Source organism: Phytobacter sp. RSE-02 (assembly GCF_040578655.1).
Classification (GTDB): Bacteria; Pseudomonadota; Gammaproteobacteria; order Enterobacterales; family Enterobacteriaceae; genus Phytobacter; species Phytobacter diazotrophicus.
In genome coordinates this window covers 63,230-84,397 of record NZ_JBEULY010000003.1, presented here as the reverse complement: position 1 = coordinate 84,397, position 21,168 = coordinate 63,230, and the positions used below count along the sequence as shown (strand labels likewise).

General features: G+C 45.9%; 20 protein-coding genes and 3 pseudogenes. 21 read left to right on the top strand and 2 right to left on the bottom strand.

Annotated elements, in window-relative coordinates:
• The first annotated feature begins 236 nt into the window (after window positions 1–236).
• The 14 genes and pseudogenes from tssI to ABU190_RS07090 all read left to right on the top strand — a co-directional run bounded on the left by tssI (window position 237) and on the right by ABU190_RS07090 (window position 14,187).
• Window positions 237–2,792: a type VI secretion system tip protein TssI/VgrG gene (tssI, locus tag ABU190_RS07155; protein ID WP_354690870.1), complete on the top strand. Its 2,556-nt coding sequence runs from the start codon at window positions 237–239 to the stop codon at window positions 2,790–2,792.
• Window positions 2,767–3,279 carry a hypothetical protein gene (locus tag ABU190_RS07150; protein ID WP_354690869.1) on the top strand — a complete coding sequence of 171 codons (513 nt, stop codon included), beginning with the start codon at window positions 2,767–2,769 and terminating at the stop codon, window positions 3,277–3,279. Before tssI ends, ABU190_RS07150 begins: the two co-directional genes overlap by 26 nt.
• A 157-nt stretch (window positions 3,280–3,436) precedes the next feature.
• Window positions 3,437–3,877, top strand: a complete 441-nt coding sequence (locus ABU190_RS07145; RefSeq protein WP_039079427.1) for a DcrB-related protein — start codon at window positions 3,437–3,439, stop codon at window positions 3,875–3,877.
• Between the two features lie 3 nt (window positions 3,878–3,880).
• Window positions 3,881–8,155: an RHS repeat-associated core domain-containing protein gene (locus tag ABU190_RS07140; protein ID WP_354690868.1), complete on the top strand. Its 4,275-nt coding sequence runs from the start codon at window positions 3,881–3,883 to the stop codon at window positions 8,153–8,155.
• A 2-nt stretch (window positions 8,156–8,157) separates the two neighbouring features.
• On the top strand, window positions 8,158–8,490 hold the full coding sequence (locus ABU190_RS07135; RefSeq protein ID WP_110294805.1) for a hypothetical protein: 333 nt from the start codon (window positions 8,158–8,160) through the stop codon (window positions 8,488–8,490).
• Window positions 8,491–8,911: 421 nt separating this feature from the next.
• Window positions 8,912–9,289 (top strand): annotated as a pseudogene (locus tag ABU190_RS07130) (DNA/RNA non-specific endonuclease); the annotation flags it as partial.
• Between the two features lie 68 nt (window positions 9,290–9,357).
• Window positions 9,358–9,822 carry an SMI1/KNR4 family protein gene (locus ABU190_RS07125; protein WP_354690867.1) on the top strand — a complete coding sequence of 155 codons (465 nt, stop codon included), beginning with the start codon at window positions 9,358–9,360 and terminating at the stop codon, window positions 9,820–9,822.
• Between the two features lie 284 nt (window positions 9,823–10,106).
• Window positions 10,107–10,193: pseudogene (locus tag ABU190_RS07120) on the top strand (hypothetical protein); the annotation flags it as partial.
• A gap of 36 nt (window positions 10,194–10,229) precedes the next feature.
• A complete protein-coding gene (locus tag ABU190_RS07115) occupies window positions 10,230–10,424 on the top strand; it encodes a hypothetical protein (protein ID WP_296433447.1) in 195 nt (64 codons plus the stop codon).
• A gap of 185 nt (window positions 10,425–10,609) precedes the next feature.
• Complete coding sequence (locus ABU190_RS07110; RefSeq protein ID WP_354690866.1) at window positions 10,610–11,608, top strand: hypothetical protein; 999 nt, start codon at window positions 10,610–10,612, stop codon at window positions 11,606–11,608.
• A 267-nt stretch (window positions 11,609–11,875) separates the two neighbouring features.
• A pseudogene (locus tag ABU190_RS07105) lies at window positions 11,876–12,465 on the top strand (RHS repeat-associated core domain-containing protein); the annotation flags it as partial.
• Window positions 12,466–12,847: 382 nt separating this feature from the next.
• Window positions 12,848–13,207: a hypothetical protein gene (locus tag ABU190_RS07100; protein WP_354690865.1), complete on the top strand. Its 360-nt coding sequence runs from the start codon at window positions 12,848–12,850 to the stop codon at window positions 13,205–13,207.
• A gap of 327 nt (window positions 13,208–13,534) precedes the next feature.
• Entirely contained in the window at window positions 13,535–13,864 is a 330-nt protein-coding gene (locus tag ABU190_RS07095; RefSeq protein WP_354690864.1) for a hypothetical protein, read from the top strand.
• A complete protein-coding gene (locus ABU190_RS07090; RefSeq protein WP_354690863.1) occupies window positions 13,861–14,187 on the top strand; it encodes a hypothetical protein in 327 nt (108 codons plus the stop codon). The genes ABU190_RS07095 and ABU190_RS07090 overlap by 4 nt, the downstream gene beginning before the upstream one ends.
• A 50-nt stretch (window positions 14,188–14,237) precedes the next feature.
• Here the strand turns inward: ABU190_RS07090 and ABU190_RS07085 are convergent, their stop codons facing one another.
• Window positions 14,238–14,579, bottom strand: coding sequence for a SymE family type I addiction module toxin (locus tag ABU190_RS07085; protein WP_354690862.1), 342 nt, complete (start codon window positions 14,577–14,579; stop codon window positions 14,238–14,240).
• 192 nt (window positions 14,580–14,771) lie between these two features.
• On the opposite strand from ABU190_RS07085, the gene ABU190_RS07080 reads away from it, so the two are divergent.
• The 4 genes from ABU190_RS07080 to ABU190_RS07065 all read left to right on the top strand — a co-directional run bounded on the left by ABU190_RS07080 (window position 14,772) and on the right by ABU190_RS07065 (window position 17,116).
• Window positions 14,772–15,173: an HNH endonuclease gene (locus tag ABU190_RS07080; protein WP_354690861.1), complete on the top strand. Its 402-nt coding sequence runs from the start codon at window positions 14,772–14,774 to the stop codon at window positions 15,171–15,173.
• A 4-nt stretch (window positions 15,174–15,177) separates the two neighbouring features.
• On the top strand, window positions 15,178–15,660 hold the full coding sequence (locus tag ABU190_RS07075; protein WP_354690860.1) for an SMI1/KNR4 family protein: 483 nt from the start codon (window positions 15,178–15,180) through the stop codon (window positions 15,658–15,660).
• A gap of 182 nt (window positions 15,661–15,842) precedes the next feature.
• A complete protein-coding gene (locus tag ABU190_RS07070; RefSeq protein WP_317087583.1) occupies window positions 15,843–16,103 on the top strand; it encodes a hypothetical protein in 261 nt (86 codons plus the stop codon).
• A gap of 683 nt (window positions 16,104–16,786) precedes the next feature.
• A complete protein-coding gene (locus ABU190_RS07065; protein ID WP_143348904.1) occupies window positions 16,787–17,116 on the top strand; it encodes a hypothetical protein in 330 nt (109 codons plus the stop codon).
• Window positions 17,117–17,183: 67 nt separating this feature from the next.
• Here the strand turns inward: ABU190_RS07065 and ABU190_RS07060 are convergent, their stop codons facing one another.
• Complete coding sequence (locus ABU190_RS07060) at window positions 17,184–17,393, bottom strand: SymE family type I addiction module toxin (RefSeq protein WP_354690859.1); 210 nt, start codon at window positions 17,391–17,393, stop codon at window positions 17,184–17,186.
• A gap of 944 nt (window positions 17,394–18,337) precedes the next feature.
• Here ABU190_RS07060 and ABU190_RS07055 point away from each other — a divergent pair.
• From ABU190_RS07055 to ABU190_RS07045, 3 genes are read left to right on the top strand one after another with little or no spacing between them, the layout of a single operon-like run.
• Window positions 18,338–18,697, top strand: coding sequence for a GtrA family protein (locus tag ABU190_RS07055; RefSeq protein WP_354690858.1), 360 nt, complete (start codon window positions 18,338–18,340; stop codon window positions 18,695–18,697).
• The gene (locus ABU190_RS07050) at window positions 18,694–19,614 is read left to right on the top strand and encodes a glycosyltransferase family 2 protein (RefSeq protein ID WP_039079423.1); all 921 of its coding nucleotides are present in this window, start codon (window positions 18,694–18,696) and stop codon (window positions 19,612–19,614) included. Before ABU190_RS07055 ends, ABU190_RS07050 begins: the two co-directional genes overlap by 4 nt.
• A complete protein-coding gene (locus tag ABU190_RS07045; RefSeq protein WP_354690857.1) occupies window positions 19,614–21,125 on the top strand; it encodes a hypothetical protein in 1,512 nt (503 codons plus the stop codon). The genes ABU190_RS07050 and ABU190_RS07045 overlap by 1 nt, the downstream gene beginning before the upstream one ends.
• Window positions 21,126–21,168 lie beyond the last annotated feature (43 nt).

Here is a 21,168-nt window from a genome sequence, read left to right as displayed (position 1 = left end):
AGTGGCATGACTGAGGTTGATAATAACCTCGGCAGACAGCCAGGAACACGGTCTTATATTGTGCCCGATACAGAGCGATAAATATAACGGCCAGTACAGAGTGGCAAATACAATTTACCTCGCCAGACATCAAAATTTAGTAAAAATACCGCAATCTTAGCGGGTGGATTTTCTCTATCGAATGGCATTTGCGCTGACGATTTCAGCGCGTTGCTACTTTTAACGGAATGAACCTTATGCTCAACCGTATTACCGTGCAGCTTCCGGTCGAAGGGCTGCTGTTCTGGAAACTGTCAGGGCGTGAAGCGCTGTCAGAACCTTATGCACTTGGCCTGACGCTGCTGGGCACCGATGCGCGCATGGATCGCAGCCAGCTACTGGGAAAGGCCGTCACCGTGACTATCCCGACGCAGGATATAACATCGCCGCGCTACTTTAACGGCAAAGTGACCCGCGTTGCGGTGAGCGCCGTGGAGCTGTCCGGCACCCGCTACGCGGTCTATCAACTCAGCGTTGAATCCGACTTATGGCCAATGCAGCGTGACCGTAACCTGCGTATTTTCCAGGGGCAGACGGTACCGCAAATCGTCAAAACGCTGCTTTCTGAAAACCAGGTCAATGTCGAAGACAAGCTGACCGGCAGCTATCGCGTCTGGGACTACTGCGTACAGTATCAGGAGAGCAGCTTCGACTTTATCAGCCGCCTGATGGAACTGGAGGGCATCAGCTACTTCTTCCGCCACGAGGCGGAGCGGCATGTTCTGGTACTGACCGATGCGGCGACCCAGCATCAGCCGTTTGCCGGTTACGAAACCATTCCTTATCACGTGACACCGTCCGGTGGCAGTACGGATGAAGAGGGGATCAGCCAGTGGGCGCTGACCGACAGCGTGACACCGGGGATCTACAGCCTGGACGATTATGATTTCCGCAAGCCGAATGCCTGGCTGTTTCAGGCCCGGCAGAACCCGGTCTCACCACAACCGGGCAGTATTGATGTGTACGACTGGCCGGGGCGCTTTGTCGAACACGATCATGCGGATTTCTATGCCCGCATCCGCCAGGAGCGCTGGCAGGTGGAGCATCAACAGATTCATGGTAGCGCCACGGCACTCGGTATCGCGCCGGGTAACACGTTTACCCTCTATAACGCCCCCTTTTTCAGCGATAACGCGGAATACCTGACCACCGAGGCCAACTACTGGCTGGAAGAGAACAATTATGCCAGCGGTAGTGGCTCGCAAACGATGCACCGCATTGATTTCACGGTGATCCCCTCCACCGTTACATACCGTCCGGCGCAAAAATCGGCCTGGCCGCGTACCTATGGGCCACAGACCGCAAGAGTCGTCGGCCCGCAGGGGGAAAGCATCTGGACCGATCGCTATGGCCGGGTGAAGGTGAAGTTCCACTGGGACAGACTGGCGAAAGGCGACGATACCAGTTCCTGCTGGGTGCGTGTCTCCAGCGCCTGGGCGGGGCAGGGTTTCGGCGGCGTACAGGTGCCACGCGTCGGCGATGAAGTGGTGGTTGATTTTATTAACGGTGACCCGGACAGACCGATCATCACCGGGCGTGTCTATAACGAAGCCAGCATGCCGCCGTGGGCGCTCCCCGCCGCCGCCACCCAGATGGGGTTCCTCAGCCGTTCGAAAGATGGTTCTTCTGACACCGCCAACGCCCTGCGTTTTGAAGATAAAGCGGGGGAGGAGCAGGTGTGGATCCAGGCCGAACGGAATATGGACACCAACGTTAAGAATGACGCCACGAGCACCATCAACGGCAATAACAGCCACTATGTCCGTAAAAACGAGCTATTACGTGTGGAGACCAACCAGACACTGGTCACCAAAGGGAAGTCTCTGGTATTAACGGGCAAAGATAAGCTGGAGGCGGTATCTGAACAGTATGTGGTCAGTTCGGGTACACGGCTACTACTGGCATCCGGCGAAAGCGCTATCGAACTACTGGCTAACGGTACGATCAACCTGATTGGTAATGACTTTAACTTTTTTGTAAAAGGCGACGGGCATATCACGACCAAAGGGAAGTTGTACCTGAATGCGGATGATGGCAAAGCCGGGGTCGACGCGCCGGGTGAACGCCTGAAAGGAGATATCGATAAGGCGGTTGAGGAGTATTTCACGCCAGGTAAGGAAAATAAAGCGGGAGGGGCGGTTCCCGGTGCGGCGGCTGGCGCCCCCAAAAACAGTGCGAAACCGGTCTCCAAACCCGCCGTAACGACGGGGTTCGGTGATGATGTTGACCAACTGGCATCAAAATCCCCGACGCTAACGAATGATCTGAAAAAATTGAAGGACGATGGCTGGACCCTAAAAGAGGGTAATGAGGGATGGGGGACGATGGCTAACCGTAAGACCCAAACGATCACGGTAGATAAGGGCGCGTTGAACGACCCGGCACGAACGGTACAACTGCTGTCGCATGAGAGCGGCCACGCAATGTATACGCCCAAAGATGATTTCTCTTCCCGTGATGCTTACCTCAACAGTAAATTAAGTGATGAGGGGGCGGCTACACTGAACAATATTAAAGTTCAGCGAGAAATCCTCGCCAACGGGGGGCCGGATATCGGCATTTCGGGCAATCCGGCCAACCAAAAAAGCTATAATTCGATTTACGATTCAGTTAAGAGCGGAAAGATGACAGAAACGGAAGCGCAGTCGAAAATCGGCCGAATCTTCGGACGAGGCGAACAGACATCGGTGACCGGCCAGGACTACGAAGATTATTATGGAGGATGGTATGACAAAAATTACCCGGCTAAATAAAGCCTGTGCCATCATATTCGCTAATTTACTCATGACAGGAGTTGTCGAGGCAAAAATGCAAAACGAAGATCTCTGGCAATTTATTTCTCATCTCAGCACATCTGTTAAAACCGTTAACGTGAATACCATTAACCGCTTCGCCTTGCCGGTTACTGAGGTGTCACAAAACGATAATTTTGTCTTCTATACCAGTGATGCAGTAAAACTGGCCAGCGGTGCAACGCTGTCGGCATTCGACCTGCGGGTGAATAAAAAAACAAACAGTAAAGTGTTGTTTGCGTTCGATTATGCAGGGCAATGTGTCTCGCTGGGCGAGGTACGTCAGCACTATGCGAAAATGGACATTACCGATACGCCGCGTGGACATTCGGTTCATGAAGTCACCAGTCATACCGCTGCAATTGGCGACGGCCAGGAAGTCACCTTTAGTTTCGCCGAAACGAATCCGGACTGTTTAAGCAGTGTGGTGATTACCCGCGAGAAATAACGTGTGATTCAGGCTGACATCTGCGCAGCCTGAAATCCTTTTGTTGTTTATGCACGTTTAACATCCCTCATTTTATCTGGATTGCTGTTTTTAAGTGAATGCCCCTTGCATTCATCTCAGCGATTGCAGGCGAATTATTTTCATTAAAAGGCAAATGATGAAATATCACCTCCAGGAAGGTTCCTTTCAGCTTTTCCCGGCCGCATGGCAGGACACCAGCATGACGCTTCTGCGCGATGACGAAAGTGGGTTATCGGTTGTTGTCAGCCGTGGCCCCATTCCCGAAGGCAGCGATGCCGAGAAAGAATTTCATCGCCAGTGGGATCAACTGCGCGCACAAATGGGCGAAGTGCAGCAGAGCGCGTTTACCCGCGTGCTTGTCGGCCCACAACAAAATATTCGTGCCGTTGAGGTTGAAACCGCCTTCTTACGCGCTGACACCCGCATCTGGCAGAAGCAACTGGCGATGCAGGCGGTTGATAAACCCATGCTGCTTATTTTTACCTTCTCTGCATTGCGTCCTTTTACCGAACAGGATGCAGAACACTGGAATGCCCTCAAACAAAGTCTGACGCTGAATAACAATCGGAATGTATAAGCGATGAGTGACAAGCACGCAGCCCGTAAGGGTGACGATATCATCCATTCAAGTATCTTCGCTGATATCACCAGTATTGTGGCCGAAGGGGTCGCTTATGCTGCGATTGGGTCGGCGGTAGCCGGGATCGCGGCGGTTGCGGCACCCTTTGCCGGGGCGGGTCTGGCGGCGGCAGGGCTGGCTGCCGTCGGTTCCAGTTGCGTGCTTGGCGGCATTATCGGGGGGATTCTTACCAACGTGCTGGGTAAGGCGGATGATATCTCCAATGCGGCCAATAAACTGGGGGACTGGATTTTCCCTCCTTCTCCCGCCGGAAAAATTGACAACGGTTCGCACAACGTCCTGACCAATAAGCTGCCCGCTGCGCGCGCCGCCGGTATGCTCACGCCTGCCGGTACGTCACCGCCACCGGAACCGCAGCCACCGGAAAGTTTTGCCGATTATGGCGGCATGCTGCTGTCGATGGCCGCACAGTTTGGCAGCAACATGTGGCAACCGCCGGTTGCATCCGCTGCCGAAGGCACCACGGCGCTGGAAGAGGACAAGGTGAAGTGCGAGAAACACTCACCACAGCAGTATCTGGCGGAGGGGTCAAAAAGCGTCTTCATCAATAACCAACCCGCCGCACGCGCCAAAGACCGAACCACCTGTGAAGCCACCATCTCAGAAGAGGTCTCACCCAATGTCATCATTGGCGGTGAAACACTCACCGTCCGGGATATTAAAAGCGGCAAGTTTCCGGGCCTGGCGGTCATTATGGCGGCGACAGCCCTTTTCCGTGGACGTTTCGGTACCATCCTCAAATCAATGCCTTGTGCGCTGGCTTCCGCCGCCGGGGGCATGTTGACGGATATGGCGATTAACGCCGTCTTTGGGTCATCACATCCGGTCCATGCTGCAACCGGCGTGAAAGTCCTGAACGATGAGGCAGAACAGGACTTTAGCTTGCCAGGGCGCTTTCCACTGGTCTGGCAACGTAGTTACAACAGTCTTACCCGCCGCGAAGGCCTTTTTGGCCTGGGCTGGGCTACCGCTTTCGACGGCTACTTACAACGGGAAGGCGACAACGCCACCTGGTTTGACGACACCGGGCGTGAGCTCAGCTTTACGCTGCCTGCCCTTAACGAAGCGCTTTACAGCATCAGTGAAGGGTTAATCATCCGCCGTAACGAGCAGGGTGATGTTGCTATTGCCGATGACGATGGTGCTGTGTGGCGAGTGTTCAAACCAACACGCTCTGACCCATCAATATTGCGACTGGCATCGCTCAGCGATGAGTATGGCAACATGCTGGAAACCGGCTGGGATGAGCATGGGCGGCTGGTGCGTATTCATGATGCCCCCTGTGCCATTGATGTCTCGCTGTTTTATGGCGATGAACGTTTCCCGACCCGGGTTACCGAGGCCCGCCATTCGGATGGTCAGCAATCCTGGCTGCTGACACGCTGGCGCTATGATCATCGTGGTCAACTGGCTGCTGTCGAAGATGCGACGGGCGTGGTGACGCGTGAATTTCGTTATAACGATGACGGACTCATGGTCTGGCACCGTATGCCTGGCGGGCTGGAGAGTGAGTATCGCTGGCAGAAATTTGACCACTGGCGAGTCGTGGAAAACCGTACCAGTAGCGGAGATGGCTGCCGCTTCACCTACGATCTGGCCGCGGGATTAACCACCGTTGAACAGTATGACGGACACAAGCGTCAACATTACTGGAATGCGCAGGCATTAATCACCGCATTTGTCGATGAACGTGGTGAACGCTGGGAATTCGAGTGGAATGACGACGAGCAACTGACCCGGCGCGTTGATCCCCTCGGCCATGCCACGACCTTTGTCTACGATGATATGGGCAACCGTATCCAGGAAATCGATCCGGACGGCAATATTCAGGCGACCCAGTGGCTGGTGCAGCGCGCGCTGCCGACGGCTATCACCATGGCCGATGGCGCCACCACCCGTTTTTATTATGATGAACACCACGGGCTGGCGCGCATCGTCGATCCATTGGGGCAGAGCACATTGCTCAAGCGTGACGCTTTTGGCCTGGTGGTGGAAGAGGTGGATGCGGCAGGCAATACGCGTCGCCAGGAGTATAACGAGGCCGGGCAGATTATCCGCGAGACGGACTGTTCGGGGCGTATTACCCGTTATCGCTTTTACCCGCTCGGTTGGTTGCAGTCGGTGAAAGCGCCGGACGGTGAAGAAACCCGCTATCACTATGATGCCGCAGGTCGCCCACTGCAACTGGAGCGGGCGGAGGGCTGGCAGGAGTCTATTGGCTGGAACTCACGTGGACTACCGGAATACCATATTACCCCGGACGGTAAGCGCCACGAGTTTAGCTGGGATGACGCAGGCCGGCTGGTGGCAACCCGTAACGCGCTAGGGGAAGAGGTGCGCCGTCGCTGGGACAGCCGCGACAGATTAACGGCATTACAAAATGAAAACGGGGAAGCGTACCACTTTGAGTGGGGTGCGGATTCGCTGCTGCTTGCTGAAACAGGGCTGGACGGTGTCGCAACACAGTATGAATATGATGCCTGCCGACGCACTGTGCGTCGTACTTTCGCCGCCGGGCATTCACAGGCTTTAACGCATGCATTTCGCTGGGGCAAGGCGGGCCAACTGCTTGCCCGCAGCACGCCGGAAGGGCAGACCCGTTATCACTACTCTGCGAATGGGCAGGTTACGCGAGTGGCGTTACATCCCCCACTGGGTGATGACGTATGGAGTCAGGAAGCTGAACAGGAGCTGATCTTTACCTATGACGCGTTGGGACGTGTTATCAGTGAAGAGGGTGAAAACGGCAGGCTGGGCTGGACTTATGATGCGCTGAACAACCGTACATCGGTGGAGTTACCCGACGGGCGTCATCTGAAATATTTCTATTACGGAAGCGGGCATCTGCTGAGCCTGGCTCTCGATAATCTGCCGATAAGCGACTTTACCCGCGATGAGTTACACCGGGAAGTTGGCCGTACGCAGGGCTTGCTGACAAGCCGCAATGAATACGATCGTCTCGGACGCATCCATCGCCGGGATGTGTTCACCGGCAATGCGCAGCGCCCGGCACCCGCACGCTGGTCACGCCGCTGGGATTACGACTACCGCAACAACCCGGTGCGCGAAGAGCGTGATGATGATCCGTTCAACTGGTGTAACTGGAAATATGACAGCGCCGGGCGTTTGCTGGAACAGGACGGCACGTCCCCCGGAAAAGAGCAATGGCGCTGGGATGCGGCAGGCAATCCGCTGGATAACAGCCTGCAGCAGTCTGTTCGTCATAACCGTCTCACCCGTTTAAATGGCATTCAGTGGAGCTATGACATTCATGGGCGGACCACCGAAAAAGACAACGGGCAGACGCGCTGGCACTATCGTTACGACGGCGAGCACCGGTTAACCGATGTGGTGGCCGTCCCGAGGGATCGCAACAAACCACAAACGCAGGTCAGTTTCCGCTATGACCCGCTCGGCCGGCGTATCAGCAAAACACGCCAGCAGACGCTGGGGGGCAGGCCTGTAGGAAAGCAGGTGACGACACGTTTCCTGTGGGAAGGTTTTCGCCTGTTGCAGGAAATTCACGACGATGTGCCCCTGACTTATGTTTATAGCGACGCGGAAAGTTATGAACCGCTGGCGCGTATCGATGGCACGAAGGATCCGGATATCTTCTGGTTCCACTGTCAGCCAAACGGTACGCCGGAACGGATGACGGACCGCGAAGGACATATCCGCTGGGAAGGGCAGAACAGCGCGTGGGGGAAACTGCTGCACGAGTCGATACCGCAGGAGACGGGCTATGCGCAGAACCTGCGTATGCAGGGGCAATACCTGGATCGGGAGACCGGGTTGCACTACAATTTGTTCCGTTATTACGACCCGGATAGCGCCAGGTTCACCCGGCAGGACCCGATAGGGCTGGCGGGGGGGATAAACTTTTATGCGTATGCGCCGAATGCGTTGGGGTGGATCGATCCTCTTGGATTGAGAAAATGTTCATCATCACGTAAACCTGAAAAGGTAAAATCAAAATCGACAGGCAGAACGAGGCCCAGGAACAAAAATGAAGAATTTGCTTTAGATCATGTAATAAAACATCCTGAAAACGGTACGGTAATTATTAAAGCGGATCAAATTGGAGATCCTCACTTTAAAGGTAAAGGATGGTCTAAAGTGGAGCAAAAAATCAATGGCGTAATTGTTCATTATATGGCGAAATTTGATAAGCGTGGAAGAATGACTCATGTGACTGATTATAAGATTAAGGATTAAACATGAAATTTATCTATAAAGATAGTAATCAAAAAACTTATCACTGGAAGCAGTGCGAGAAATTGAATGCTCCTTTTATAGAGATTAGTCAAGTTGATCGGGAGTATGCGAATATATTTTATGATGTTACAAACTCCCAAGTTAATTTGGAAAAACTATCCGAGGATATTAGAGGTATATATATAAGTTATGCCAAATTCTTTATGTGCGAACATCAAATTATTGATGATTTATATGAACAATATTATTTTTTTAATTTGATAGTAAAGAGTGAGCATGCTGAATTTATTGCTGAAGCATTATATGATTATCTATTAGTAAAATTAAATCCTTAAGGAATATAGACAATTAGAAAACACTAACTCTAAATAACTGCGCGGAATAGGGCTACACTTTTTGCAAGCCCTTGCAGGACAAGGAATTGGGGCTTTTCTCTCCGCTAAGCGGAGCTACGCCGGGCTTGCTATGTTTTGCTCTTGCGTAGCTGCCACATGTTAATAAATGGCAAGTGTAGCGGTATTAGACGCAGCTATTTAGTATTTTCATGGGGGGTATCTTGACTGTGAAATGGAGTAACATTATAACCTGTTCAGGTCCTACGACCCGGACAGCGGACGGTTTACGCAGCATGATCCGATAGGGTTGGCGGGGGGGTAAACCTTTATCAGTTGCGCCTAACCTTCTTATTTGGATAGATCCGCTGGGGTTAATGAATTGTGGTATCAAATATGGTGAACTGGATAGCTTAGTCGGCCAACAGGTGTGAAGGCTCGATTAAATGCAAGCCATATAAATACTGAAACGCACGCAAATACCAATATTCAACCTCCCGGATTTATTACCGGATCTGGTTGTAATCGGGCAAGAGGACACTTGCTTGGTCGTCAGTTAGGTGGCTCTGGTGATGATGTTCGCAATCTAATTACTATTCAACAACGACCTGCCAATACACCAGTGATGAGTGGAATAGAAGGTCGAATAAGGAAGGCCTTGGAACAAGGGGAAGTTGTTGATCTAAACATAACTCCTATTTATCATGGCCCTTCCAGAATACCAGCTGGTATTACAATAAAAGCAGAAGGATCAGGAGGATTCTTCGAACACGTCACAGTACTTAATCCACCGGGAATGTAAATACGCCAATAAATAATCTAATTTCGATACTAACACCACCAGTTTCCCCTTCAGAATCGGGCAAGGGGATGAAATGGCCTTTGATTGAGGATAATTTATCTTTTCCGTCTGATTATGTTGATTTTATAAATACATATGGCTCGGGTCGTATTGCAGAATTTATTGTTATATTTAACCCATTTAGCCAAAATGAAGATGTGAATTTTTTTGAACAATATAAATTCATTTTAGAAGATCTTAATTATCTGATCGAGTCAGATAGCGATTATTATAAATATCAATTATATCCAAAAGATAATGGACTGATTCCAGTGGGGGTTACTGATAATGGTGATTATATTTTTTGGGTTGTAAATTCTAAAGTGAATAGTGATTTATGGGGGACCGCTATTATTCCATCAAGATCGCCTGAAGTTGAGTATTCTGACAATGGGCTGACTGCTTTTTTAGAAAGTTTATTAGCAAACAGGGTTAAATATAAATCATTTCCCGATAGCTTCCCTCCTGATGTTATCAAGTTCGAAACTATTTAAAACGAAAGCCGGGAAAGAAATAAATTCTTCCCGGCTTTTTTATTATCTAATACCCGTTCGGTACACTAAACCAGCACATCCTTAATCCCCCTCTTTAGCCTGATAAAGCTGCTCGCGCAGTTCTTGTATCTTGTTGTTATCCTCCAAGGGATAGTACGTTTCTCAGAAACTACTATGATGACGGTCCACCCGGTCTCAAGTCCTGCCGCTTTTGGCCAATTTATTTGAGAAGCTGGCTGTGGCTGAATGAATAACCGACGGGGACTCCGTTAGACCCGGATAGCGCCAGGTTTATCCAGCAGGATCCGATAGGGCTGGCGGGGGGGATAAATCTTTATCAGTATGGCGTAAATGGGCTCTCTAGAAGAGACCCCCTCGGATTAAAACAAGAAGAAGTTATACGTTATATGAGTAAAGACGAAGCTATTGCATCAGCCTCGGAACGCGGTGGTAAAGGTGGATTAGTTCCTAATAATCGTGGTGATAAAGCCATATGGGTTAACCATGATAGTCGACCTGGATTTAACCCCGGAAATGAAAAATATCGAGCAGTTATAACGGTTAATGACTCTGGAGTAGAACTTTTTAATCAGCACAGATGATATATCTAAAGTTGATTATAAAGAAACAGGATTAAAAGACGGCGTTCTCTCGAAGAGAAATGAACCTGGAGCAAAGGGTGTTGGTAAAATATTCTTGCCAAATTTAATGATAAAATTACTTCATTCCAGATTGAAAGCAAAGATGCTAAAGGAAATTGGAAGTAATGCGGTAAGAGGATTATTTGATGAGTTTTGAAATGTATTTGCATAAGATTGAACATTTTATCAATGCGAGAGCCGAGATGAAAAGCTTTGGCGAGTATGTTTATGTACAGGACGAGCCAAATTTGTTTCCTGTTTTTTTTAAAAAAGAAAATGGAAAACTCGCAGAATTGAGCCATTGGCAAACTTGTTTTCCCAAAGGAATGCCCCAGCGTGCGTTGAAGGGATTAGGTTTAAGTGAAGATGAAAGCTACGCGTTCGAAGTTTTCCTCTCGCGACTAGGTTATCTGTTTCAAATTGATAACCGACAGCGTATAGATAAAGATATTTTTATCTTATTTTATATATACCAACTCGTTTCTTTAAAAAATAACAATGAAGATTACGCAATAAAAGCAAAAAATTTCTTTTTGAGATTTTTATGTTTTGAAATGGGAATGGATTATGATGCTTATGACAAACTATGCGTTACCAGTGACGGGTTCTGTATAAATACTACTCGCAATGATAATGTACCAGTATTGCCTTTGATAGAGCACTTTTATGAACTGGTTGCAAAAGAGAAAAACCACGGCGATATTAAATTAATAAAGAATTATCAAATATCGGTATTGAATTTCTTATTCATTGAGGATGGTCGGGATAATTATCTACATTTCAATGATACAAATTGCTATCTTAGCGATCCTAATGGTTTTGTATATACTTATAAAAAATCTCATAAAACCATATATAAAGCCCTGGGGCAGTGCTTTGATAAATATCAGTCTACAGGGAATTTATTAATATCAAATTTCATACTGATGAACTACTCATATTACATCATTAGGAATAATCCGGCTGATCTTAAATTTTTAAGAAGAAACGTTCCTTCTGAAGTGTTTCAAAAAATTATTTCGGCTATAATATATAGAGGTTTTTTTGTTGATGAAGATGAAATATTTAAATTAATTGGTGAGGAATGTAGGGTTATTCCTAAAAGGGATGGGGGGATGTTGTTTAATTTAATTTATTCGATTTAACATACTCGCTTTAATATATTAATATTCGACAGCAATAAGGGGTGTCATCATTTCAACGTTGAAGCAGGTGAAGAGGCCTTGCTGTTCAAAGGGGAAGGCATGGTTAATAAAGAACTTTACGGTATTCAATATTGAAAAAAACTCATGCAGAGCATGAATGGATGCCTGTCTTAATCGTGCGGATCTTTCGCTTAACCAAAAGTGCCATGTGACCTTTCGTTGGTGCCCGGCGTCGGAGGCTATGCCAATAAACGCTTGGTGAACCAGAGCGGCATTCGCTGGCGTTACGACATTCACAACCGCGCCGTGTAGAAGAATAATGGTCTGACGCGCTGGCACTATCGTTACGACGGCGAGCACTGGTTAACCGATGTGGTGGCAGGCCTGTAGGAAAGCAGGTGACGACACGTTTCCTGTGGGAAGGTTTTCGCCTGTTGCAGGAAATTCACGACGATGTGCCCCTGACTTATGTTTATAGCGACGCGGAAAGTTATGAACCGCTGGCGCGTATCGATGGCACGAAGGATCCGGATATCTTCTGGTTCCACTGTCAGCCAAACGGTACGCCGGAACGGATGACGGACCGTGAAGGACATATCCGCTGGGAAGGGCAGAACAGCGCGTGGGGTAAACTGCTGCACGAGTCGATACCGCAGGAGATGGGCTATGCGCAGAACCTGCGTATGCAGGGGCAATACCTGGATCGGGAGACCGGGTTGCACTACAATTTGTTCCGTTATTACGACCCGGATAGCGCCAGGTTTACCCAGCAGGACCCGATAGGGCTGAAAGGCGGCCTGAATTTATATCAATATGCGCCGAATCCGCTATCATGGATTGACCCATTAGGGTTGACAGCATGTTTTAGAACAATGAAGAAAGATAATAATGGGAATTATGTTAATAGTCCGTTAGATGGGGCTCCTAATGGTACCCAAAAAGGAGCCAGAACAGAAGGTAGTAATCCTAAGTTTCATGATTTTTCTGGCGTAAATAGTGCAGATGATATGGTTGGTCCAAGTTATACTGGAAAACAGGGCTTAAGTGGTAGTCAAGTTCCTTTACCTGTTGATCCTAAACGAGGCACTGTGAATGCTGTAACAGATTTGGATAAATTACCAGATGGATTAGGAGCTATTAACGATCATGGTTCTCATATATCTATATACCCATCCAGAGATATGACATTTGGTGAATACCAAAAACTACTCAACCAAATTGAATGGGATTAGTGTATAAATGAATAAGCTTATTATTGATGAGAAAGAAGCATTTTCTACTTTTAAAAAAATAATTTATTCGTGGGGCATGAATAATGTCCTTGACTCGCAAAAACTGATGGACTCTTTTTTTGAGAGATTAATATGCTCTAAATGGAATAGAGAACGGATTTATAATTTTACATTTTTATATATAAAAAACAATCTGTCTGATTTGGATTATAAAGAAATATCTGAGGCCGCTTTTGACTATTTGGGAGATATAGAGTTATCTATTATTGGTCATTGTAGTTATGATTCTTTTATGAAGTTTCCTGATGAACCACAAAACAAAGATGAACTGATAGCTTATGTTAGAGGTGAAAAATGGAAAAGCTAATATTATGCGACTTTGGGTTAAATAGTGCATGATTATTCATATTTAATGCGCTGATTCTCATACATTAGTGGTGCTGCTTGATCGCCATAGTTGAGTACGATAGAAAAATCTATAAGGGTACGGAAATAATTTATGAACTATGATGAAAAAGTTTTGGTGATTTATATACGAAGTTGACGGTACGATCCTTAAAATGGATAGATTACGCATCCAGACCCGATAGGGCTGGCGGGGGGGATAAACCTTTATGCGTATGCGCCGAATGCGTTATCGTGGATCGATCCGCTAGGTCTTAGTAAAATTCATATTGGATATGTTTTTCGTGCGTTGACTAAAGGACAGAAAAAATGTGCGCAGGGAGGGGGGAAGATTCCGCCAAAAGATCCTCATGCCAACTATTCTGTACAGGAGCATATTGAAAATGGAAAGCTATCAACTCAACTGATATCTACTACGAAAAAAGAAAGCACCGCAGATTTTTATAATAAAAATGACAGTAAAGTAAAAATAGATTTATCAAAAATACCAGATAATGAAATTATTGATGTTAGTAATGGACAAGGATTATCTGGTAAGGCTTCTCGATATGCCAGGAAAGATAAAGAAGTAATCCTGACTAACGGTATCCCATCTGGTTCGTATGAGATTATTAAATGAACGAAGAATTATTTTCTCAATTAAAAAACTTATCAAAAAAACTGAATGATTTTTATAGTGAAGAATATCTATCTGAAGAGGATGAATATCTTGCAAATAAAGAGATAAAATCTGAACTTATTGAGTTTATTATAAAATCAAATGACTCAAGTGAGTTTTGTCTTGTGCAGGATGCGTTACTTCTCCTTTTTGACAACACAGGTTGTCAGGAAGATTTTGAAATATTGGATGAAATAATTTCACCATTATTTGAAAAAAATATTCTCGATGATAAATCACTGGAGAAATATTGTAACAACTCTCCTCTAGCAAGATGGAGGTAATAACATAATAAAAGCCGGGTAGAAAATTAAATCTTCCCGGCTTTTATTATTTAACTCTCGTTTAATACACTAAACATCCCGTCCTTAATTCCCTTAACCACCTGTTCAGCCTGGTAAAGTTGTTCCCTCAACTCCTGCACCTCGTTACCTTCTGCCATCAGCACAATACACCCCTCCGAGATCTTCACCGTCACGCCCCGCCCGGTGTCAAATCCCGCCTCTTTCAGCCAGTCACCTTTAAGGTGCAGGCTGGGACTGCGCGAATATCCGGTAGGGACTTTGGTTTTACGGTTGGTGCGGCAAATGCTGACATAACCGACTTTAAGACAGCGCTGTGTTTTGGGTATGATATTTTTGTATTTAACATGTTGATTAGATAGTAAAATAAGCATTGTTCACATAGTTCAATTTATCGGGGTATGGTGTTAGCGTATGAACTATAACGTGGTGATTTCAGGGATGTACGACCGAAACTGGCGGTATGATCCAAACCTTAGTTAGATTGTATGTTCTGATCCGATAGGGCTGGCGGGGGGGATAAACCTTTATCAGTATGCGCCGAATGCGTTGAGCTGGATCGATCCGTGGGGGTTGGCATTAAAGGGGGCGACTTTACAGGGAGCCCAGATCTCTTCCCAATTAATGGAACAAAACAGAATATTGTAACTATTGCAATGCAAGGAACGCGAGATAGAGATTTCACCGAAGCTTTCAAGTTGGCTGGTATTTCTAAAAGTGAAGCGACCGGATATACATGGCATCATATCGATGATTTTGATCCGGTCACACGAAAGACAACCATGCAAATAGTGAAAACATTTGCACATCAAGCTACTTTCTCACATAAAGCTTCAGTCTCACAATTCGAAAAACGTTTTGGTGTTAAATATGGTTCCCAGGAAGCTATTGATGTCTCTCACTCCAAGAGCCGGTTGAAAGAACGTGTTCCGAAAAATTACGAACAAGCGGCCACAATTGAGGTATAGAATTATGAATCATTTCAGTAAATGTGAAAAGAAAATTGGACGCACGGATATTTGCAAAGTTGAGGAGAAACTATCTATCATCCTTCCTGAAGATTTTGTTTTACATTATTTACAATTTAATGGTGGTGTTCCAGATAAAAATTGGTGGGATAGTGATGATGACTTTGAGCCGATAGAAGTGGCAAGTTTTAAACCATTTGTTTATAATAATCAGACAAATGACGATCCAAAATCTTTAATCGATGGTTGCTACATCATTATGTTGGAAAGAAATGTCATCCCTAAAAATCTATTTCCTTTCGCAAATGACTGGGGTGGGAATTTCTTCTGTTTAGATTTAGATAATTACTCTATTATATATTATGCAACCGATTCTTTTGATGAAGATTTGACTGTGCAAGAGAATCACATAAACCTTCAAAGGTTTCTGACAAATTCATTTGGAAACTTTATTAATGGATTGGTAAAGGAAGTGGATATTACTTAAAAGATTTTTTGAAAAACATTTCACCCCATTATCTAATGGGGTATGATTGTTGCGAAACTTATTAGCTTGTAAAGTTCTATGGTAAACTGCAGGCCTTTTAATTCAAGATAATCAATACATAACGCGGATGCTCACATTCCAAGATTTTTGGGATACCTCCCGTATAATTAATGTGAGATTTTATGAATATCAGACATGAATATAATGAAGCTTTAAATAAGCTAGAAGCTGATGTTAATGATGGTTTGAGAGATTTAATAAAAATATATTGTGTGGCTATTGATTCTTTTGACAACGACATTGTTGACTCTATTGCTTTATACGTGATTGAGATGGGAAATAAAGATACGTGTCTATATCTGCAAGAAATATTATTAGAAAAGCAAGATCCTTATTTAGTAAAGGAATTTAATTCATGGATAAAACAAATAATATTAAAATAAAAGCCGGGAAATAAATTAAACCTCCCGGATTTTATTTTTTTAACTCTCGTTCGGCACACTAAACGTTTCGTTCCACATCCTCTTAAATAATTGTTTAAACTGAAAAAAGTTACCTGCGCAGTTCCTATGCTTCGTTGTTATCCGTTATTATGACCCGGAGAGCGTCAGGTTTATCCGGCAGGACCCGGCAGGGCTGGCGGGGGATAAACCTTTACCGGTATGCGCCGGATGCGCCTAATCCGCTTAGTTGGATCGAACCGCTTGGATTAAGTTGTTCTTTTGACAGTAAATCAAATCGTTAGCGAAATAATGAGACTGGACCTTTTACTAAACGACCAAACGATCCTTCTGAATTAGTAAATAATGGTAGAATTAATAAATCCGATATTGATGCCTGGGCAAGTCAAGTCTGTATTCCTAATACATGGGGACATGATCCAGTAAAATTCCCTAGTGCTGGATTTAAATACGATGCAGGTAGTTATACCGTACATGGTCGTGGCGCTAATCCATTAGCGGCAGCCAAATTCCCTAACTTCAATGCTGCAAATGGACCAACAGTAAGTATGAAAAATACTTCAGCTGGAGAGGTCTTTAGAACTTATGGTACATGGGGAACGTTTAAATCAGATCCTAATGGTGCCCATATTCCTCTTGATGGTTCATCTTATTGAAATATTAATATGAAATTACAAGAAATAAAGGATAAAGTCTCATCTCTTCCTACAGTAATGGATATATCGGATGAGCTATTGATAATTAGTTTTTTAATGACCGTTGAATCTGATGACTTAACAGAAAACAAAGATGTTTTTAAATCCATAATAAGATCATTAGAGTTGTCACATACTGATTCTGGTTTTATGGAGTTGACAGGGGAAAATGAGAGTATATTTATTGGGTTTTATTGTTGGTTGAAAAAAATAGATAATAAATTTAGTTTGGGATTGAATGAAAATACTATGGATAATTTTAGTTTGACTGTTGAAGATATTAAAAAACTGATGCCATAAGTAACCAAAGCCGGGAAGATTATAAAATCTACCCGGTTCTTTAATTAGCTAGCTTTGGTTTAATTCACTAAACAATCACGTTCTTAATCCCCTTAACGACCTGTTTAACCTGATAAAATTGCTCGCGCAACTCCTGTACCTCGTTACAGTTCACCATCAGCATAATGCACCCCTGTGAGATCTTCACGGTTACGCTGCGCCCGGTCTCAAATCCCGCCTCTTTCAACCCGTCGCCTTTGAGATAAAAGCTGGAATGTTGTGAGTAGTACGTGGTCATGCGGGTTTTGCTGTTTATGTGGCGGGTTCTGCTTTAGAGTGGCCCGGTGCAGATAAAGGGACTATCAGGGAGCGGCGGGAACTTGTCCGTATGATGTGGGCGCTTTTCGTATGTTATGGTAAATCTGTTACTGAGGAGGTGCTTTGATCGATTTTTTGTTGAATAGCATTGCTACTGTATTAATTACTGTATTTGATACCGAAATAATACCGCTAACCAGGCACATATAAATTAGTATATTTGCAATGCTGTGACTGTTACTGCATTGCAATCCATTATTAAGCTGATTATAAACAGTGTAACTCAACAGCAAAACCAGAATGATTTTTGCCAGATAAGTAAGCGAGTCAGTTAAATTAAAATTCATTTTGCTCATCACCTAAACGGTACTCCTGAGCGTGAGCTGGAATGAGAATCGAAATCACAGGTCGCACCAATGTTTGATACAGCCGCATTGCCACCACCACTCACCTGAGCTATTTCAAAAAAAGTTAATGCTCTGATGCTTAACATAAAATCCCTCTTGTTTGGCGTCAGCATCTTGTGCCCGCTGACTATTACACGCACAAAAATTGTGTGAAAACGATTTTGTGTAAATGTTTGTAAGTTTATAACTTATTAAAAAAATGCGCTTTTTAAAAGAAATACCGGTTCAAGCCTGGATTTACATTTGTTTGAAAGATGTATGTAAGCGGCAAATCTGTGAGGGACTCTTGAAATTAATCCGGCGTATCTAAGCGCTGTTATGATCGACCATCGCGAATAACACAGTGCAGCATTTTGTGAACCCTCTATACCCCACAAAACCATCCATCCCCGACGAATTTCCTCGCCTCGTCATACTGCGTGCTACCTGATCCTGGCTTTCACTCTATGGCGGCAACTGCTAAAATCCCTGCCCAAACAGCGACCTGACCTGGCCCAGGGTAACCCTGGCTATTCTTATGCTAAAACTGTTCGTCCGATACACCTCCGTGGGCGTGATCAATACGCTTCTCCACTGGCTGGTGTTCGCCATTCTGTTCTTTGCAGGTGCCAGCCAGACGATAGCCAATCTTGCTGCCTTTTGTGTCGCCGTGACGTTTTCATTTTTTGTTAACGCCCGTTGGACATTCAAAGCCCAGGCGACGACCGTTCGCTACGTGTTGTATGTCATTTTTATGGGGGCTATGGCGGCGGGCGTCGGTAAGCTGGCCGATCATGCGCATATTAACCCCGTGATTACACTCGTAGCGTTTTCTGCTATCAGTCTGGTTTTCGGTTTTATCTACTCCAGATTCATTGTCTTCAGGGTGAAAAAGTGAAGATTTCTTTGGTTGTTCCCGTCTTTAACGAAGAAGACGCCATTCCTGTTTTCTATCAGGCGGCGAAAGAGACGCTTTCTGAATACGATCTTGAAATTGTCTTTATTAATGATGGCAGTACAGATGCCACGGAGCAGATTATCAATGCGCTTGCGAAGGCAGATCCTGGCGTTAACGCGATTAACTTCATCCGTAACTTTGGTAAGGAACCCGCATTGCTGGCAGGGCTCGAATATGCCACGGGGGATGCGGTTATCCCAATTGATGTGGATCTTCAGGACCCGTTAGAAGTTATTCCTGAACTTATTAACAAATGGCAGGAAGGCTGGTCCGTGGTCCTTGCCAAGCGTAGCGACAGAAGCAGTGACAGCCATTTCAAACGTAAAACTGCCGGCTGGTTTTACCGGATCCACAACAAAATAAGTTCACCGAAGATTGAAGAGAACGTAGGGGATTTTCGTCTGTTGTCACGTGAAACGGTCGAAAATATCAAGCTGCTACAGGAACGCAATTTGTTCATGAAGGGCTTATTGAGTTGGGTTGAGGGCGAGGTAGCGGTGGTCGAGTATACCCGCTCAAAACGGGTTCGCGGAGAGTCGAAATTTAACGGCTGGAAATTATGGAACCTGGCGCTGGAAGGTTTTACCAGCTTTTCTACCTTACCGCTCAGGGTCTGGACCTATCTTGGCTTTTTGGTCGCCGCGCTCTCATTCCTTTATGGAACCTGGATGATTATCGATAAGCTGATATGGGGAAATGCGGTGGCCGGTTATCCGTCGTTACTTGTATCGATCCTGTTCCTGGGCGGTGTGCAACTCATTGGTATTGGGGTTTTGGGTGAGTATATTGGTCGGATTTATATCGAGACCAAAAAAAGGCCTCGCTATATTGTAAAAGGCGCGAAAAAGGATAAGTAATGTTTAAGTTTAGCCTGAAAGAAGTCGGATTCTTTCTGTTGTTGTTAATTATTGCCCTTGGTGGTTCTTACTTTTTGACAATGCGTTATTTTTCCCTGGACCCGGACTCTGCCAATAGTCCTCTGGTCTGGCGGGCGTTTCTTACCGAGGGGTTTTCCGCTTTTAAAGACTGGGCACCCACGCCGGATAACTGGTATTTCACCACCTATCCCGTCAATTTCCTCTTTTTTGCGCTGATGGGGAGCGACGGCATTCATCCGCTGGTTCTGTCTACGTCAGCATTTGTGGGGTTAAGCGCTTTTATTCTGGCATCTGTCGTTTATACGATGTCGAAAGCCTGGCACGCACTGCTTGTGGCTATTTGCCTGATTCTGCTCCCGGCTTACGTTTACACCTTTGGTTTCGCTGCACATCCTTTTTCGCATTACTCTACCAATTTCTTTGGGGTGCTGGTTTTTGCGCTGGCGTTCTTCAATATCCAGAAAAAATCCCAACCTGTACTCTGGCTGACGACCTTTATTGCGCTTTTTGCCTCTATTTCTGACCCGTGGTTTTTGGCCACGTATTTTCTCCCGTTACTGCTGACCTGTGGCTATTTTAGCTGGCGACGCCTTCTTCCTAAGAAGTTCAGTATCATATTGGGTGTGAGTTTTATTATCAGCATGTCCCACGCTCTGCAAAGACTGATGGGCTTGCCGATTCAGCGTTTTAAACTAATGCCTGTGGGGCAATGGCCAGATAATGCCGCGTGGGTCGTTCAGCTTTTAGGAAAGAGCCTGAATCTCTTTTTTGTTCACACGCCGCTGGCCTATATCGCCTCTTTTGTTATCTGGATGGCCCTGTTCCTGTGCGCCGTTATTATTTGTTTAAGGAAAGGCACTGAGGCGATTTTTGTCTCACTGTTCAGCTTCTTTACCGTCTCCGGCATTATTTCATCATTTATCATCAGCTACGATTTTCCCGCTGATATCAGCGCCCGCTTTTTTGTCAGCGCGGTCTGTTTTGCTATTGTGATGGTCGTTCTGGCCTTTTCCTTCACGAAGAAGGCCGTGATTGCGCTGGTATTCCCGCTTTATATTGCCTCTTCTCTCTATTCTTATCAGGTTACTACTAAGCCGTTGTACGACCAGGAAAACCAGACGTACGACTACATCTCCTTCCTGAAAAAGAATAATCTGACTTTCGGTTACGGTGATTACTGGAAATTATCTAACAACGTTAACTGGCTATCGTTTGGTGAAATCCATATTTCCCCGGTGATGTTTGATAAAGTTGATTTCCATATTCAGTTTGACAGCACCCGTTCCCAGACGCTGAGATCGTGGTTGACCGATGCTTACGTGCAAACCTCGCCGGAGCGCCAGTTCGTGGCGATCCCCGCAGTCGAAACGGAAACGGCGCCCCATCCGCGCCTGGAGGCGGTGAGAGCGCAGTTGGGCAAACCTGACGAGACGCTGGTCTACGCCGATATGACGATTTTCGTTTATCACCACCGGATACCGCTACGCTAAGCACAACGGTGAGCCCTGAGGTATCAATTCACATCAGGGCTCA

Excerpts from the sequence above, each read along its gene's own strand:
- ABU190_RS07075 (WP_354690860.1), top strand. The coding sequence starts at position 15,178 with ATGAATCATTTCAGTAAATGTGAAAAGAAAATTGGACGCACGGATATT.
- ABU190_RS07065 (WP_143348904.1), top strand. The coding sequence starts at position 16,787 with ATGAAATTACAAGAAATAAAGGATAAAGTCTCATCTCTTCCTACAGTA.
- ABU190_RS07140 (WP_354690868.1), top strand. The coding sequence starts at position 3,881 with ATGAGTGACAAGCACGCAGCCCGTAAGGGTGACGATATCATCCATTCA.
- ABU190_RS07145 (WP_039079427.1), top strand. The coding sequence starts at position 3,437 with ATGAAATATCACCTCCAGGAAGGTTCCTTTCAGCTTTTCCCGGCCGCA.
- ABU190_RS07110 (WP_354690866.1), top strand. The coding sequence starts at position 10,610 with ATGAGTTTTGAAATGTATTTGCATAAGATTGAACATTTTATCAATGCG.
- tssI (WP_354690870.1), top strand. The coding sequence starts at position 237 with ATGCTCAACCGTATTACCGTGCAGCTTCCGGTCGAAGGGCTGCTGTTC.
- ABU190_RS07085 (WP_354690862.1), bottom strand. The coding sequence starts at position 14,579 with ATGCTTATTTTACTATCTAATCAACATGTTAAATACAAAAATATCATA.
- ABU190_RS07100 (WP_354690865.1), top strand. The coding sequence starts at position 12,848 with ATGAATAAGCTTATTATTGATGAGAAAGAAGCATTTTCTACTTTTAAA.
- ABU190_RS07090 (WP_354690863.1), top strand. The coding sequence starts at position 13,861 with ATGAACGAAGAATTATTTTCTCAATTAAAAAACTTATCAAAAAAACTG.
- ABU190_RS07045 (WP_354690857.1), top strand. The coding sequence starts at position 19,614 with ATGTTTAAGTTTAGCCTGAAAGAAGTCGGATTCTTTCTGTTGTTGTTA.
- ABU190_RS07150 (WP_354690869.1), top strand. The coding sequence starts at position 2,767 with ATGACAAAAATTACCCGGCTAAATAAAGCCTGTGCCATCATATTCGCT.
- ABU190_RS07070 (WP_317087583.1), top strand. The coding sequence starts at position 15,843 with ATGAATATCAGACATGAATATAATGAAGCTTTAAATAAGCTAGAAGCT.
- ABU190_RS07115 (WP_296433447.1), top strand. The coding sequence starts at position 10,230 with ATGAGTAAAGACGAAGCTATTGCATCAGCCTCGGAACGCGGTGGTAAA.
- ABU190_RS07135 (WP_110294805.1), top strand. The coding sequence starts at position 8,158 with ATGAAATTTATCTATAAAGATAGTAATCAAAAAACTTATCACTGGAAG.
- ABU190_RS07125 (WP_354690867.1), top strand. The coding sequence starts at position 9,358 with ATGAAATGGCCTTTGATTGAGGATAATTTATCTTTTCCGTCTGATTAT.
- ABU190_RS07060 (WP_354690859.1), bottom strand. The coding sequence starts at position 17,393 with ATGACCACGTACTACTCACAACATTCCAGCTTTTATCTCAAAGGCGAC.
- ABU190_RS07055 (WP_354690858.1), top strand. The coding sequence starts at position 18,338 with ATGCTAAAACTGTTCGTCCGATACACCTCCGTGGGCGTGATCAATACG.